15 protein-coding genes are annotated in these 15,147 nt (G+C 40.4%); 9 read left to right on the top strand and 6 right to left on the bottom strand.

Annotation, left to right across the window (positions count from 1 at the left end; genetic code table 11):
- Positions 1–146: 146 nt before the first annotated feature.
- Positions 147–497, bottom strand: coding sequence for an aspartate 1-decarboxylase (gene panD / locus D0T87_RS21450; protein WP_163177952.1), 351 nt, complete (start codon positions 495–497; stop codon positions 147–149).
- 25 nt (positions 498–522) lie between these two features.
- On the bottom strand, positions 523–1,371 hold the full coding sequence (panC, locus tag D0T87_RS21445; RefSeq protein WP_163177950.1) for a pantoate--beta-alanine ligase: 849 nt from the start codon (positions 1,369–1,371) through the stop codon (positions 523–525).
- A 241-nt stretch (positions 1,372–1,612) separates the two neighbouring features.
- Here panC and D0T87_RS21440 point away from each other — a divergent pair, with 241 nt between their 5' ends.
- Positions 1,613–2,440 carry a glycogen/starch synthase gene (locus tag D0T87_RS21440; protein WP_163177947.1) on the top strand — a complete coding sequence of 276 codons (828 nt, stop codon included), beginning with the start codon at positions 1,613–1,615 and terminating at the stop codon, positions 2,438–2,440.
- Positions 2,441–2,467: 27 nt separating this feature from the next.
- On the top strand, positions 2,468–3,934 hold the full coding sequence (locus D0T87_RS21435; protein ID WP_163177945.1) for a DUF4270 domain-containing protein: 1,467 nt from the start codon (positions 2,468–2,470) through the stop codon (positions 3,932–3,934).
- A gap of 72 nt (positions 3,935–4,006) precedes the next feature.
- On the opposite strand, the gene D0T87_RS21430 is transcribed toward D0T87_RS21435, so the two are convergent.
- The 3 genes from D0T87_RS21430 to D0T87_RS21420 are packed head-to-tail and all read right to left on the bottom strand — an operon-like array spanning position 4,007 to position 8,627.
- Entirely contained in the window at positions 4,007–5,392 is a 1,386-nt protein-coding gene (locus tag D0T87_RS21430; RefSeq protein ID WP_163177943.1) for a glycoside hydrolase family 57 protein, read from the bottom strand.
- 17 nt (positions 5,393–5,409) lie between these two features.
- Entirely contained in the window at positions 5,410–6,678 is a 1,269-nt protein-coding gene (locus tag D0T87_RS21425) for a glycosyltransferase (RefSeq protein ID WP_163177941.1), read from the bottom strand.
- 14 nt (positions 6,679–6,692) lie between these two features.
- Positions 6,693–8,627 carry a glycogen debranching enzyme N-terminal domain-containing protein gene (locus D0T87_RS21420; protein ID WP_163177939.1) on the bottom strand — a complete coding sequence of 645 codons (1,935 nt, stop codon included), beginning with the start codon at positions 8,625–8,627 and terminating at the stop codon, positions 6,693–6,695.
- A gap of 77 nt (positions 8,628–8,704) precedes the next feature.
- On the opposite strand from D0T87_RS21420, the gene D0T87_RS24930 reads away from it, so the two are divergent.
- Both D0T87_RS24930 and D0T87_RS21415 read left to right on the top strand, forming a co-directional pair.
- Positions 8,705–8,839 (top strand): hypothetical protein, encoded by a 135-nt coding sequence (locus D0T87_RS24930; RefSeq protein ID WP_255495877.1) that lies wholly within the window; start codon positions 8,705–8,707, stop codon positions 8,837–8,839.
- Entirely contained in the window at positions 8,829–9,503 is a 675-nt protein-coding gene (locus D0T87_RS21415; RefSeq protein ID WP_163177937.1) for a rhomboid family intramembrane serine protease, read from the top strand. The genes D0T87_RS24930 and D0T87_RS21415 overlap by 11 nt, the downstream gene beginning before the upstream one ends.
- Positions 9,504–9,597: 94 nt before the next feature.
- On the opposite strand, the gene D0T87_RS21410 is transcribed toward D0T87_RS21415, so the two are convergent.
- Positions 9,598–10,197: a MarC family protein gene (locus tag D0T87_RS21410; RefSeq protein ID WP_163177935.1), complete on the bottom strand. Its 600-nt coding sequence runs from the start codon at positions 10,195–10,197 to the stop codon at positions 9,598–9,600.
- Positions 10,198–10,386: 189 nt separating this feature from the next.
- Between D0T87_RS21410 and D0T87_RS21405 the strand changes: the two genes are divergently transcribed.
- The 5 genes from D0T87_RS21405 to D0T87_RS21385 all read left to right on the top strand — a co-directional run bounded on the left by D0T87_RS21405 (position 10,387) and on the right by D0T87_RS21385 (position 15,124).
- Entirely contained in the window at positions 10,387–11,055 is a 669-nt protein-coding gene (locus D0T87_RS21405) for a Crp/Fnr family transcriptional regulator (RefSeq protein WP_163177933.1), read from the top strand.
- A gap of 394 nt (positions 11,056–11,449) precedes the next feature.
- Entirely contained in the window at positions 11,450–12,082 is a 633-nt protein-coding gene (locus D0T87_RS21400) for a hypothetical protein (protein WP_163177931.1), read from the top strand.
- Positions 12,083–12,382 (top strand): transcriptional regulator, encoded by a 300-nt coding sequence (locus D0T87_RS21395; protein ID WP_163177929.1) that lies wholly within the window; start codon positions 12,083–12,085, stop codon positions 12,380–12,382.
- A gap of 39 nt (positions 12,383–12,421) precedes the next feature.
- Entirely contained in the window at positions 12,422–13,780 is a 1,359-nt protein-coding gene (gene creD / locus D0T87_RS21390) for a cell envelope integrity protein CreD (protein WP_163177927.1), read from the top strand.
- Between the two features lie 426 nt (positions 13,781–14,206).
- Positions 14,207–15,124: a hypothetical protein gene (locus D0T87_RS21385; protein WP_163177925.1), complete on the top strand. Its 918-nt coding sequence runs from the start codon at positions 14,207–14,209 to the stop codon at positions 15,122–15,124.
- Positions 15,125–15,147 lie beyond the last annotated feature (23 nt).

Below are 15,147 nucleotides of genomic sequence, written 5' to 3'. Positions count from 1 at the left end.
CACACAGATGGGACACCCTATTTGAATACAAATAAATTATAACTCACTGAATGTCAGTGGAAACGAATTTGAATGAGAGAAAAGCGCCAAACTCAGGAGAAATCCCGTTCCAATCAAGTTGAAACGGGATTTCTTTATCTGTTATATCAAACCACCTTATTCGTTGCCGGATCAGGAAAGACCACCGTAGGCTTAAACCTCTTAGCCTCCTCAAAATCCATTAAAGCATAAGACATAATAATCACAATATCACCCGGCTGAACCTTCCGGGCAGCAGCACCATTCAGACAAATCTGTCCCGAACCGCGCTCCCCTTTAATTATATAGGTTTCCAAACGTTCCCCATTATTATTATCGACAATCTGAACCTTCTCTCCCGCAATCATATTGGCGGCATCCATTAAGTCCTCATCAATCGTAATACTACCTATATAGTTAAGGTTGGCTTCCGTTATACGCACACAGTGCAACTTTGACTTCAACACTTCTATCATCATAGGACAGTTCGTTTTTATTGAATATTTATAGCTCCTTATATTTAACGTTGTCTATCAGACGCACATCACCACAAAACACGGTTATACAACCGACTACATAATCCGAAGCATCCCACCGTTCCACCGTTTGCAACGTGTTACCATCTACTATAGCAAAGTACTCCAATTGCAAGCCCGGGGCATCGGCAATCGCCTCTTCCACAAACCTCTGTAACTCATAAACAGAATATGAGCCTGCAAAGTTACGACTTTTAAGCAATGTCTGTGATATTTTTAAAGCATTTTCACGTTCTTTTACCGAAAGGCGCGTATTTCTACTGCTCATAGCCAAGCCATCCTCCTCGCGAACAATAGGGCAACCCACGATATCAATATCATACCTCATCCGGCGCACCATCTCCCTGATGATGGCCAACTGCTGGAAATCTTTCTCTCCGAAATAGGCCCTATTGGGCTTTACCGCATCAAAAAGCTTACTCACAATCTGGCAAACCCCATTAAAATGCCCGGGACGATGCGCACCCTCCATCACCGTATCCAACGGAGGATAACTAAACTCACGGATATCGGGAACAGGATACATCTCCTCCACCGAAGGAGCAAAAACGTAATCCACCCCGACCGGCTCCAGTAACCGGCAATCAGCCTCCGATGTACGCGGATACTTCTTCAAGTCTTCCTTATCATTAAACTGAGTCGGGTTAACAAAGATGCTCACCACAGTAACATCGTTCTCATTCACGCTATATTTCACCAACGAAATATGTCCGGCATGCAATGCACCCATCGTTGGGACGAAACCTACGGTTTTACCTCCCGACGTATAGTTCAAAAGCTCACCCTGTAACTCCTTGATAGTATGTACTATTTTCATTCTTGATCAAGTATCTAAGCTTTAGCATTCGACTAAAACGCTGCAAAATAAAGTATTATTTGCCATATAAAGAAGAAATAGAAGAAATTTATCAAAAGAAACTTACTCGCAAAGGAAAGTAAAGGACAAAACACGCATTGATTATCAGCCTCTTAACAATTCATAAGGAATTATAGAAAGTCGTGATTTGCTTTAATGCGCGTTTTTTTTTATATCTTTGCAGAATATTTACGAAAGAATTATGGCGCAAGCGAACAAAGTTTTATTTATCACTCAAGAAATCACTCCTTACCTTCCTGAGTCAGAAATGGCAAACATCGGAAGATATCTACCACAATCCATACAAGAAAAGGGAAGAGAAATCAGAACTTTCATGCCGAAATGGGGAGATATCAATGAAAGAAGAAACCAGCTACACGAAGTGATACGTCTTTCCGGTATGAATCTGATCATAGATGACACCGACCACCCACTAATCATTAAGGTTGCCTCTATACAGGCGGCACGCATGCAGGTGTACTTCATTGATAACGATGATTACTTCCAGAACCGACTTCAGACAGCAGATGAAAACGGAGTAGAATATGAAGATAATGACGCCAGAGCCATTTTCTATGCAAGAGGTGTACTCGAAACCGTAAAAAAACTACGTTGGTGCCCGGATGTAATCCACTGCCATGGCTGGATCAGCGCACTGGCACCGCTTTATATCAAAAAAGCATATTGCGACGAACCATCTTTCCGCGATGTTAAGATTGTATTCTCCGTTTACGATAAAGACTTCAAGAACAAATTTAATCCGGATTTTGCGGATAAGCTCCTATTAAAAGGCATCACCAAGAAAGATGTTTCCGTACTTGGCGATAAAGAAGTGGATTATGCCACGCTATTAAAACTCGCCATCGACTATTCGGACGGAGTAATACAAAACAGCGAAAATGTAAACCAGGAAGTGATGGACTACGCCCGTCAAAGCGGCAAAATAGTACTTGACTATCAAAACCCTGATACATACGTTGATGCTTGCAATGAGCTTTACGATAAGGTTTGGGAAACTGAAAACAAATAAAAATATAAACCTAACATTCAATAACCTATGAATGCAAAAAATCTATGGTTAGTACTCATAACGTTGATTTTCTTTGGATGCGATGACAATACCGGCGACCTTGGAATAGGTATGCTACCAGGTGAGGACGAAATTACCGTTCATTCCGATAAATTTGACGTTAAAACACAGTCAGCCAAGTTTGAAGATGGTAAAGTTTATGCCAAAACAGACATAGGTTATGTAGGCCGCTTCACCGACAATGAATATGGATTTGGCTATTATGAAGGCAGTTATCTTACCGAACTTAACTGCGTTGATGGTTTGACATTCCCTAAACCATATGACGAAACCGACAATAGAAATCCAATAAACATGATTAGTTCGGATTTAGATAAATCTATAATCAGTGTAGATGTAATTTTAACATATTATGATTTCTTTGGCGACTCCATTACACCTATGCAGGTTAGTGTATACCGGCTTAATGAGAATCTGGAAAAATACTTTTATACAGATATAAAGCCCGAAGAGTACTACTCAAAAAATGATCTGTTAGGCAAAAAAACATTCTCGGCTGCCGATCTTTCTGATTCAACCCGATACACTTCAAGTTATGTTCCTACAGTAAGAATTCCGGTGCCTAAAGAAATTGGTAAAGAAATTATTGAGCGTAACTGGAATCATCCGGAAGACTTTGAGAACTCTGAAACATTCAGAAATTTCTTCAAGGGCCTATATGTTACCAGTGAAATGGGTAGCGGTACCGTACTCTATGTAAAGTTTACCGATCTGGAAATTACATATAATGGCTTTAACCTTGACAGCCTTGGCAATGTACTAAAGAAACATAACAGTGATGTTGACTCAATGTATGTAGGTAGTCGTTCATTTGCTTCTACAATGGAGGTTTTCCAATCCAATCAGATACAAATAGCAGAAGAGGAAATAAACATTAAAGTAGACGAAACTGAACATACATATCTTAAATCGCCTGCCGGTATATATACTAAAGCAGTTTTACCCATAGACAAAATTGTCGACAAACTGGATTTAGAGAAAGATACCATAAATGCCGTAAAATTGGTTTTCGATGCATATCATCATGATAAAACAAACGAATATAGCATGAGTGCACCCCAATCGGTATTGCTAATCAGGGAAAAAGAAGCAGAAAAATTCTTCGAAGAGAACAAACTGCCCAATAGCACCACATCGTATGTGACAAGCATCAGCAACAATCAATATACATTCACTAATATTATGAGGCTTATAACCACCTATATTAAAGAGATGGAAGACGCTAAAGCCGAGGCTGAAAAGAATGGTACGGGTTGGAACGTAAACCAATGGCTGGAGGATAATCCGGTAGCAATCATTCCTGTATATTTAGATACGACAGATTCATCTATTAACAATGTGCAGCATGACATGAAACCGACTTATGTAAAGCTCAAAGGTGGCCCCGATGGCCCTGCACTTGATTTACAGGTGATTTATACGAAATACAAATAACTCTCTGAAATTGAGATATAAAAAGAGTGATTCAAATGAATCACTCTTTTTTTTGCTTAAGTATATCTACTATTACTTCGTTGCTTTTTTCTTAGGTGCTGTCTTGGGCTTATCAGCCTTTGCTTTAGCAGCGGCTTTGGGCTTTGCCTCTTTGGGAGAAGCATCAGCTTTAGCCATTTTAGCTTTTAGTTTATCCAATTCTTTATGCAACTCGGTTAATTCCTCATCCTGATTCTTAATCGTGGTCAATAAAGAGTTTAATTCTTCGTTGTCAACATCTTCCGGATAAAGGGCATTTACACGTTTAATAAAGTCGCCCAAAATATTCATGTAGTTGGTAAAAGCATCATAAGGCGAATCGTATATTCCTCTGTAAAGGGCAATAGCCGAGTTTTTTGTTGTCATAAAGCGGAAGTTATTACTTGCCTGCAAATAATCCCAGTCTTGCTTAATACGACGGTCATTGCTCAAATAAACTCTTTCGGCTATACTGTATAGTTTATTAAATGCTTCACGCTGCATCACATTACCCAACCAGGTACTAAGATCTCTTTCTTCATCCACCCATGAGATCGGATAAGAAACCTCAATTGACGATACAGACTTCAATTTCGTAACAAGTTCTGTCGGAGTGGAGAAAGTAATACCCTTTGCTTTAGCACACGCCGGCAGCGCCTTAAGGAATTCCAGTATATTTGAGGACAAACTTTGAGCCATACCAATAGCCGAAAGCTCCATAAAGATATTGATTACTTGTTCTTCAGGAGGCAAAGCATCAATCCAGCTAATATATTTATCGGCAAATAAAGGATAATCACTCCAGTCCGAGTTAGAGAAACGCAAGCTGATATCATCCGATAGTTTAAAATCTCTCAGCAGAAGTTTAAGATTTGGCGCCATAGCACAATGATACAGGTAATGCGGACTCTTCCATCCCAAAACATGTTTAGCTCCTTCGGTCAACATACCTTTAAAACCAAGACTGGCCACCAATGCACCGATTTCATCGGAGTAAACAAGGCTTGAGTTACGGAATACTTTAGGCGTTTTACCAAATAGCTGCCTCATCTTTTCACTCTGGCGCATAACTTCTTCTTTGAAGCAATCTTCATTGCCCAGCGAAGACAGCCCATGCGAGTAAGGCTCGGCCAGGAACTCACAGCATCCGGTATCGTTTAGTTGATGTAGTAAATCAATGACATCGGGGGCATAGATTTCCAATTGTTCCAGGGCTACGCCTGAAATAGAGAAAGCCACCTTAAAGGGAAATTCCGGATTCTTTGCCATCCCAACCAATGTAGTAAGCGCAGGAATGTAAGAACGTTCGGCAACTTCCGTTATCGTTGTTTCGTTAGCATAATCATCATAGTAATAGTGATCTGTGCCGATTTCAAAGAAGCGGTACCGCTTCAAATGAATAATTTGATGTATCTCAAAATAAAGACAGATTGTTCTCATATCTAAGTTTTTTATTGTTATCTATAATTTTTCAAAACCTCTTCGTAAATGCCGCGTACTTTATAGCCCACGTTTTCCCACTTAATCTGATCGACTTCGATCTTACCTTCGTCGCGCAGGTATTCGTATAAAGCAGGGTAAGTACAAATGGAGTATATGGCATCTGCCATGGCATGAATATCCCAATAATCGGTTTTAATACATTTCTCTAAAATCTCGGCACAGCCCGATTGCTTGGAGATGATCGTCGGAACACTCACCTGCATAGCCTCTAACGGAGAAATACCAAACGGTTCCGATACGGAAGGCATAATATATACATCACTGGCTTTGAGCACCTCATACACCTGTTTTCCTTTCATGAATCCGGGGAAGTGGAAACGGTCGGCTATGCCACGTTCGGCCACCAGGCGGATCATCTGATCCATCATATCACCGCTACCAGCCATGACAAAGCGAACGTTCTTGGTCCGTTTCAGTACCATAGCAGCAGCTTCAACGAAGTATTCCGGCCCTTTTTGCATGGTAATACGTCCGAGGAAAGTCACGATTTTCTCTTTTGGATTCTTTCGTGGAACTATATCCATAATCTCTTGCGAAAGCGGAGATACGGCATTATGTACGGTAGATACTTTACGAGGGTCCTGGAAATATTTATGGATCACCGTCTGACGCGTCAGTTCGCTAACACACATGATGTGATCGGCGTGATCCATTCCATTCTTCTCGATCGCATAAACGGTTGGGTTTACGCTACCCCGGCTACGGTCAAAATCCGTTGCGTGCACATGGATAACCAATGGCTTACCCGAAACCTGTTTAGCATGAATACCCGCCGGATAAGTCAGCCAGTCATGGGAATGAATGATTTCAAACTCTTGCTGACGGGCAACTACACCGGCAACAATAGAATAATTGTTTATCTCTTCATGCAAGTTATCCGGATAACGACCGGAGAACTCCATACAGCCCAGGTCGTTGGTATGCAGGTAATTAAAATCGGCATAGATATGATCTCTCAAATCATAATACCACTGTGGGTCCATATACGATCCTACCCGGGAGTTAACATAGTCCCAACTTACATTACGCCAAACAATTGGCGTACTATTCATTCCCAATATCCTTAAAAAGCTCTGGTCTTCATCGCCCCAGGGTTTAGGAATACAGAATGTAATTTCCATATCGTCTTGGAGAGACATTCCTTTTGTTAGGCCGTAGCTGGCAGTACCTAAACCACCTAAAATATGCGGAGGAAACTCCCATCCAAACATTAAAACTTTCATTTTCGTTCCTCCTATTAATTAAACTTAGACAATAGCTTCAGAATACGCAGGATCTCGGCCACATTCATTGCAAATGAAATTGCCCCCCGTCCTTTGAAAGGCGGATTTCCATCGAATAACTCGGATATGGTGCCAATGCAGTGAGCCGTAATTTCTTCTTCAAAACCAATTAACTGACGTTCTACAAAGGAGATACCACTCATTTTATAGATACGTAGGTAAGCTTCCAGATAGAATCCCATCAGCCAGGGCCACGCAGTACCTTGATGGTAAGCATAATCCCGCTGAATCTGAGGGCCTACATAATTTGGATTATACCCCCCACTCTTAGGACTCAACGAGCGTATTCCTTTAGGAGTGAGCAATTCTTTGGTTATGATATCCAATACCTGTTTCTTTTGTGCACGGTCAAGAGGAGAATAATCGAGCGCCACTGCGAAGATCATATTAGGACGTACACTCCAATCCATCATATTTCCATCTACATAATCCAGCAGATAACCAAACTCATTGCGGAACACTTCTACAAAAGAGACTCCGGTAACCTCAGCCTGAGCATCTAAAGAACGAGCCAGCGGTTCATTATGTTCACGGAATAAATCGGCTATAAAACGCATGGCATTATACCAAAGTGCATTGATCTCTACGATATAGCCCGTACGGGGAATCACTGGACGACCGTTTGCTGTAGAGTTCATCCAGGTGACCGGTTTATCTGTTCCGTTTGTATACAACAATCCGTTTTCGTGCAAGAAGAGATTGTTATGTTTACGCTTACGGAAGAAGTCCATGATATCTTCAAGAAGCTGACCATACTTCGTACGGCAGTTTTCCCGGTTTGTTTCTTTAGCATATTGTTGTAACGCCCAGACAGCCCAGAGCAGCACATCCGGATCATCCATTTCGTATATTTTATACTCGGATGGTTGCTCTGCAATATAGTCATAAATGGCTTTTTGAGCAGTTGCCATGATACTCTCAAACTCTTCCGTTTCATCTATAGCCAGAGTTAAACCGGGAAGTGAAACGAATAAATCGCGTGCACGGCATTTAAACCAGGGATAGCCGGCCAGAATATAATGCTCACCTTCTTGTTTATTATGGAACTGATGAGCTGAGTTTTTCAAACAATGGAAAAAACTGTCGCGTGGGGTACGGTCGGCCACTGCTTCGTCGAACATACGCTTCAGTTGGCGGGGGGAAGTTTCGGATATCCCAGCAGAGAAAACAATGCTCTCGCCTTTCTTTATATCTACTTCAAAATAACCCGGAACGTAGAGATCTTCACGGAAATCGTATCCGCGCTCCTGCTCCTTCGGGTATTCTATGCCACGATACCAGTCGGGCATAAAATGGAATTCGTTCTTTTTGTTGAATTGCATAAACAACTCAGGATAACCGGCATACATGCAGGTTTTAATTCCATTCTCCACTCCCTGATATTCTCTGCTTGCTGTCGGGTTCTCGTTTGTATATTGCCTCACACTGCGAAAAGCCAGAAAAGGCCGGAACCGCAATGTAGTTGCCGAATGTGCTTCGACTAATGTATAGCGAATAAGGATTCGGTTTTCGTGGTGTACAAAGATCTTTTCTTTCGTCAGAATAACGCCTCCCACACGATAGGTTGTCACCGGGATTTTTTCACAATCAAACTCACGGATATATTTATGTCCTTTCGGACTAAAATTATTTCCTTGATATTTATGTAAACCCAGGTTAAACTCCGCACCGTGTTGAATTACCGTTTCATCCAACGAAGATAGCAACACATGATTTTCATCGTCAATGTTGGGTACCGGAATAACCAGCAACCCATGATATTTTCTAGTGTTACAATCTACAACCGTTGTACAATGATAAGCTCCCGATTTATTTGTACGAAGAATTTCCCGGGTAAGGGATTCTTCCAAATTAATCATAAGAGTCCTGTCAAATCGTAAATAACTCATAGTTGTGCTTTCATTAAAGGTTAATTTATATCTAAATGTCCCCATAACTGTTTATGGGATTCCCAAAAATACGAAATATGACAGGAAAGCAAAATAAAAAGATACTTTATTTTTCTTTTTTATTCCTTTTCTTTGTAGCATTGCAAAACAAATCAGAAAAATGCGTAGAATACGCCAAAATAAACGAAATAATAGAGAAATATGAAGCATGATATCCGACGAATTCTGGTTGCAATGGTTATTCCTTTGTTCCTGATTTTCGTTCTATACATGATAAAAATACTGGAAATCGGAATGGATTGGGACTTTACTCACCTGGGAGTATACCCACTCCAACAGAAAGGAGTATTCGGCATATTTGCCCATCCTTTGGTACATAGTGGGTTCCGCCATTTATTCGCCAACACCATACCGTTATTCTTCCTCTCCTGGTGCCTGTTTTACTTCTACAGGAGCATTGCTCCATATATCTTCTTCATCATCTGGATAGGATGTGGCGCGTTGACTTTTGCCATCGGAAAACCCGGATGGCATATCGGAGCAAGCGGAGTGATCTATGGCCTGGCCTTTTTCCTCTTTTTCAGTGGATTATTAAGAAAGCATATCCCTCTTATTGCCATATCTCTGCTCGTCACCTTTGTATACGGGGGCTTAATCTGGAATATGCTACCTTTCTTTGCAAAAGAAACAACTTCATGGGAAGGGCATCTCAGCGGAGCAATAACAGGTGTGCTGTGTGCTTTTGCTTTCCGGGAATATGGTCCGCAGAAACCTGAAGCTTTTGTGGATGAAGAGGAAGAAGAGACAGAAGAAGAGATGGAGGATGAGGAAAGCAAAGATAACAATGATGATAAACCGCAGAGTTACGCAGATTAACGCAGAGTTTTAAACTACAATTTGTTCCTTTGCGTAACTCCGCGTAACTCTGCGGTTTAAAAAACCTTCAACTCACATCCTTATAATAGACAAGTCATTGCTTCTGCAAAGCATCAATCATCAGCGTTATATTCGACATAAAGAGTTTAACTGCAATCGCGATAAGGATGATCCCAAAGAACTTACGGATCAGATAGATTCCTCCCCGACCGAGGAAACGTTCTACTTTATCGGTCATGCTTACCACGAAATACACCCAGATCATATTGAGCGTAAGGGCAATGAGTATGTTTATGCTGGCATATTCCGCACGCAGCGATAATAGCGTAGTAAAAGAGCCGGCACCAGCCAGCAAAGGGAATACGAGAGGAACCAAAGTTGCAGATTTTATGGGTCCCTGGTTCTTAAATATCTCAACGTCGAGCAGCATTTCCAATGCCATCAGGAAAATGACAATAGCACCGGCTACAGCAAAAGACTCGATATCTACATGAAACAGCTTCAACATCATATCTCCTGCATAGAAGAAGCCCAGCATTAAGGCAAAAGAGATAAGCGTTGCTTTCAGTGCATTTACGCTTTGTCCCCGTTCTTTCAGGTTTATGATAATTGGAATAGAACCAATAATATCTATCACAGCAAAAAGTACGATAAACGCACTGATCATTTCCTGAAAATTAAAGCTCGAAAACATGGTTCCTCCTTTCTGTTCTAAAATTACTTCTGCAAATATAGTTCATTTTTATGCATTTTATTTAAATAGTCCCCTAAAACTCCATCACTAATTTAAGAAATAATAAAAAAAACAAAAAGAAAGAGATTATTACAACACTCCTGTGTTATTGTTCGTAAATTTGTTATTAAACCAACAAGGGATACATTTATGAGCACCATGTTCAACACTTTACTCAAACTTCCGCTATTTCAAGGACTTTCGCAGGAAGATTTCACCAATATATTGGGAAGAGTAAAGCTACATTTTATCAAGTATAAAGCAGAAGACATCATCGCAAAAAGTGATACAGCATGCAAAGAACTCATCTTTCTTTTGAAGGGTGAAGTTGACGCACAGACAACTCCAGCCAGCCAGCTCTTTACATATATCGAAACGATTAAGACTCCCTACCTGATAGAGCCGGAGGCTTTATTTGGCATGAATCCCCATTTTAAATCAACCTACGTAGCTAAAACAGAGGTTAGCGTTATGACGGTAGACAAAATGCTCGTACTAAAGGAACTACTCAAATATGATGTTTTCCGTCTGAACTATGTAAACAGCGTAAGCAACCGTGCACAATCTATCTATAGCCGTTTATGGAAAACTCCGTCAAGCGGTACCCAAAACAAAGTGATACATTTCATACTTATGTATGCCGAAAGACTGGAAGGGGAAAAAACGATTGTCATCAAAATGGAGGATCTGGCCGAGATTCTTGATGATACGCGCCTGAATGTTTCAAGGGTACTCAATGATCTTCAGGAGCAAGGATTAATTGAATTAAGACGCAAAATCATTTATATACCCGAAATTAGCAAGCTCATTCCAGAATAACACTCTTTCATTAGAAAGAAACACAATTGAAGGTCTAGTCTAACACGTTGTTAGATTAGACCTTTTACATTACATCCTGATACATTATAAGCATAAGTCTTAATCCTGCAAATAACCAGATGTACATCTAGTTAGTAACCACATGTACATCTAGTCAACTACTAGTTGTACATCTAGTTGTTATTATCATTAAGAGATAATCAATAGATCTCTTAGTGATAACGATAACATAACTCTATTAAACAGAGAAGAAAACACTATTCCGGACCTCCTACCATACTTTAGTATAAGAATGAAACAGCAAACTGAAATTCCCAAAAATACTTAAATATCAGCACCTACTATTTGTTATTAGATTTCCTTAATTAACTTTGCAATACAAAGTACTTTTAATATGGATAAAACAAAAGCAATACAATCAGTAAATGAGATCAAAGAATTAATGGAACGTTCTTCCAAATTCGTATCTCTCAGTGGTTTGACAGGAGTTCTTGTCGGGGCATATTCATTAATCGGCTCTTGGCTGGCAGTACATATACTTGGCCTGCAAGACATTACCACAAACAATTACTCTCAGGTTTTAAACGTAACAACTCCTATAAGATTAAGAGTTATCGTAATTCTGGCAACAGGGGTATTAATAGCATCGATCATTACCGCCTTTACTATTTCATATTACAAAGCCAGAAAATCAAAGCAGAAACTATTCAATAAACTTACTTACAGATTAATTTGGAACTTTTCTATTCCATTGTTAACCGGCGGATTATTCTGTATAGCTTTACTGTATCATGGTCATTACGGATTAACATCAAGTGTCATGCTGTTATTTTATGGTATGACTTTAGTAAATGTTTCCAAATACACATTCTCCAATATCGGATGGCTAGGCTATGCCTTCGTTGTTTTAGGTCTTTTAGATTGCTTCTTTGAAGGGCACGGCTTGCTGTTCTGGACCTTAGGATTTGGCGTATTGCACATCATTTACGGTATTTTATTTTATTTTTTGTATGAAAGGAATAAATAGATGCTGGAAGACTTTCACCATATCAACAGGGCATTCGAAAACAAAGTACGCCTGGGCATCATGGCTATTCTTGTGGTTAATGACGAAGTCGACTTCAACACACTGAAAGAGCAACTATCATTGACAGACGGGAATCTGGCCAGCCACTCGCGTGCATTGGAAGAATTGAGATACATTTCATGTAAGAAAACCTTCGTGGGGCGCAAGCCTAAAACAATCTATAAAGCTACTAAAAAAGGGAAAGAAGCATTCAAAGAGCATATACTTGCCCTGGAAAGCTTTCTGAAATCCGATTTTTAATGCGACACAATTATTCATCAACTCTTATAATTCAAACGTATGGAAAATCTAAGCGATTACTCAAACAATTACCCTAATGAGAAGAAACCCGGTTTCTTTCAGCGCAACGCAAAAACGCTTAAAGCGGTTACTATCGGTTTTTTAGTTCTATTGTTACTCATCCCCATGAATATGATAGAAGACCTGATCCGTGAAAGAGATTACACGGAAAATGAAGCAGTGGGCGAAGTGAGCCAGAAATGGAGTGGCCGGCAAACAATTATCGGACCTTACCTTAACTTTGACTACATAATAACCCATGAATCAATGGTTGATGGCAAGAAAAACATTTCTACCGAAACCAAGAACCTAACGCTCCTACCCGATGAGCTAACGATTGACGGAAACCTCTTCACCGAAATTCGAAGAAGAGGCATCTATGAGGTAAATGTTTACCAATCGGCGCTGACGCTTAAGGGAACATTCAGTCCCGAGGAACTGAATAAGAGGGGCATCGACATGGAAAAGATTTGCTTTGAAAACGTAACGCTCTGCCTGGGAGTGGCCGATATGAGAGGAATAAGCGAACAGATACAGATTAAGCTAGGCGACTCGATTTACGACTTTGAGTCGGGCATGAACGGCAAAGAAATAGGCTATTCGGGTGTCAGCAAAATCATTGACGTTCCCGAACTGAAAGAACAAACGATACCTTACGAAATCAACCTCAAGTTAAAAGGGTCACAATCTATGTTCTTCATCCCGGTAGGAAAAACGACCAAGATCAATTTGCAGGCAGATTGGGGAACACCGAGTTTCGATGGCAGTTATCTCCCCGAATCGCACGATGTTACAGAAGAAGGTTTCACGGCCAAATGGCAGGTATTGAACCTGAATCGCAGTTATCCGCAAACAGCTATGAATTTCAGTAACGCCAGTGACATCAAGGAGTCCCGGTTCGGGGTTAACCTCCGGATGCCGGTGGAACAGTACCAACAATCCATGCGGACTGCCAAGTATGCGGTATTAATTATTTTATTGACTTTCGTGGTTATTTTCTTTGTAGAAACGATAGACAAAAAACGTATCCACGTCCTTCAATATCTGCTTATAGGACTAGGACTCTGCCTGTTCTACAGCTTGCTGCTTTCCATGTCGGAGCAGATGAGTTTTACACTGGCATATATTATAGCAGCGGCATTGACCGTAGGATTGATTGGTTTATACATGCGCGGCATCATGAAAAAGACCAAACCGGCACTCATTATGAGTGGATTGCTGCTGGCACTCTATACTTATATATACGTGCTCATCCAACTGGAAACACTGGCATTGCTGGCCGGCAGTCTGGGATTGTTCGTTATCCTGGCCATACTTATGTATTTCTCTAAGAAGATAGACTGGTTTAGCGCCAATTAAGAAAATAACTCAGGAACCGTACAAAAAGATTGCATTTCGCCGATTTTACTTACACGCGTATTTTATAAAAGTCTTCAATAAGATGTTAAAAATCGGTTTTAGGCATATTTTTGTAGTATATCACTGATGTTGAAAGCGCTTTAGCGTTCGGATATCTACACTTGAGCCGCTCGTTGGAAACAGCACACGACTCAAGTGTAAACACCCGAACGTTTGACTGTAAACAGTACACGGCTCAAGTGTTTGGAGCGCTTCACTTTTATAGGGTTTCATTCTCTCGTCAGTATCATCCCACATAACTCATGATGTTTTTAGAAAAGACAATTTCAGCAAACCATGGTGCTCATTTTCCTGATATTTAGTATTTTTGCGCAGAGATTCCTATTATTGCATTGACAGCCATGCCCAAACAACACACATTAGAACATGAAAACTGCGGTAACCATTTTACTCCTGCTCGCAATGACATCACCATTGGTAGTGATAAATGCGCAAGAAATATTCATTGACACCAACAGCCAGAAAATAAGCATTTCCGTAGGAGCTTTAAACGACAGCAAGAGTAGTTTGAAGGTTCTCGAAGACAATCATCTGAAGTGGAAATCAATAAAAGATATAGAACAAGTAGACCTACTACTGGGAAAAGACTTTCTTTCGTCTTTATTCAAAAATAATCTATACTTTAACATGGAAGGCTACGAACCCTTCTGGCAAGCATTCATAAACGACAAGAAGTTGATTTTCAACGACATGGGAAGCGACACAAAAGAGATGTTTAGTATAGATATTTACATCAGCGAATCCGACATAAACCCTACATTCTACATGATGTTTAAAAGTCCCGACAGCCGCGTTTTTGGAACAATAAGCTACCTGGGCCTGAACAACCTGGAACAAAACTATGGACTAGTGGAGTCGCTCAGCTTGTACAACGTTTACCTATGCAAAGATGATAAAACATACAGGGGATGTGCAGAAATAGAATTAGACAATAACCCATTTATAGAAGGGCTTGAAAACTGGGGTTGCAACGATTACTTTATACAATACACCCCACTATCCACCTCAAAAGACGTACAACTTATGTTGGTAAACATGGGCTGTGGAGATTTCCCGGAGAGATACTATCTTTTAAGTATAAAGAACAACAAAATAGTATCAAACTTATATGTAGCAGGAGAATGGTATGAGGATTTCAACAACCGTGAGTCCACCTCTTTTGACATAGATGCAGATTATAATATTATAGTAACAACAACCTGGGATAAAAAAGACACCACAGGAAGCGGTGGAACAAGAAGATACACCATTTTAGAAGACGGCAAAATTATAGAAATGAAATAGCCCCAACTTTTTACGGTTGAGGC

It is taken from the genome of Bacteroides sp. 51, from assembly GCF_010500965.1.
In the GTDB taxonomy this organism is placed as follows: Bacteria; Bacteroidota; Bacteroidia; order Bacteroidales; family Bacteroidaceae; genus Bacteroides.
The sequence above is the reverse complement of the archived record's forward strand: the minus strand, read 5'-3'. Positions and strand labels throughout refer to the sequence as shown.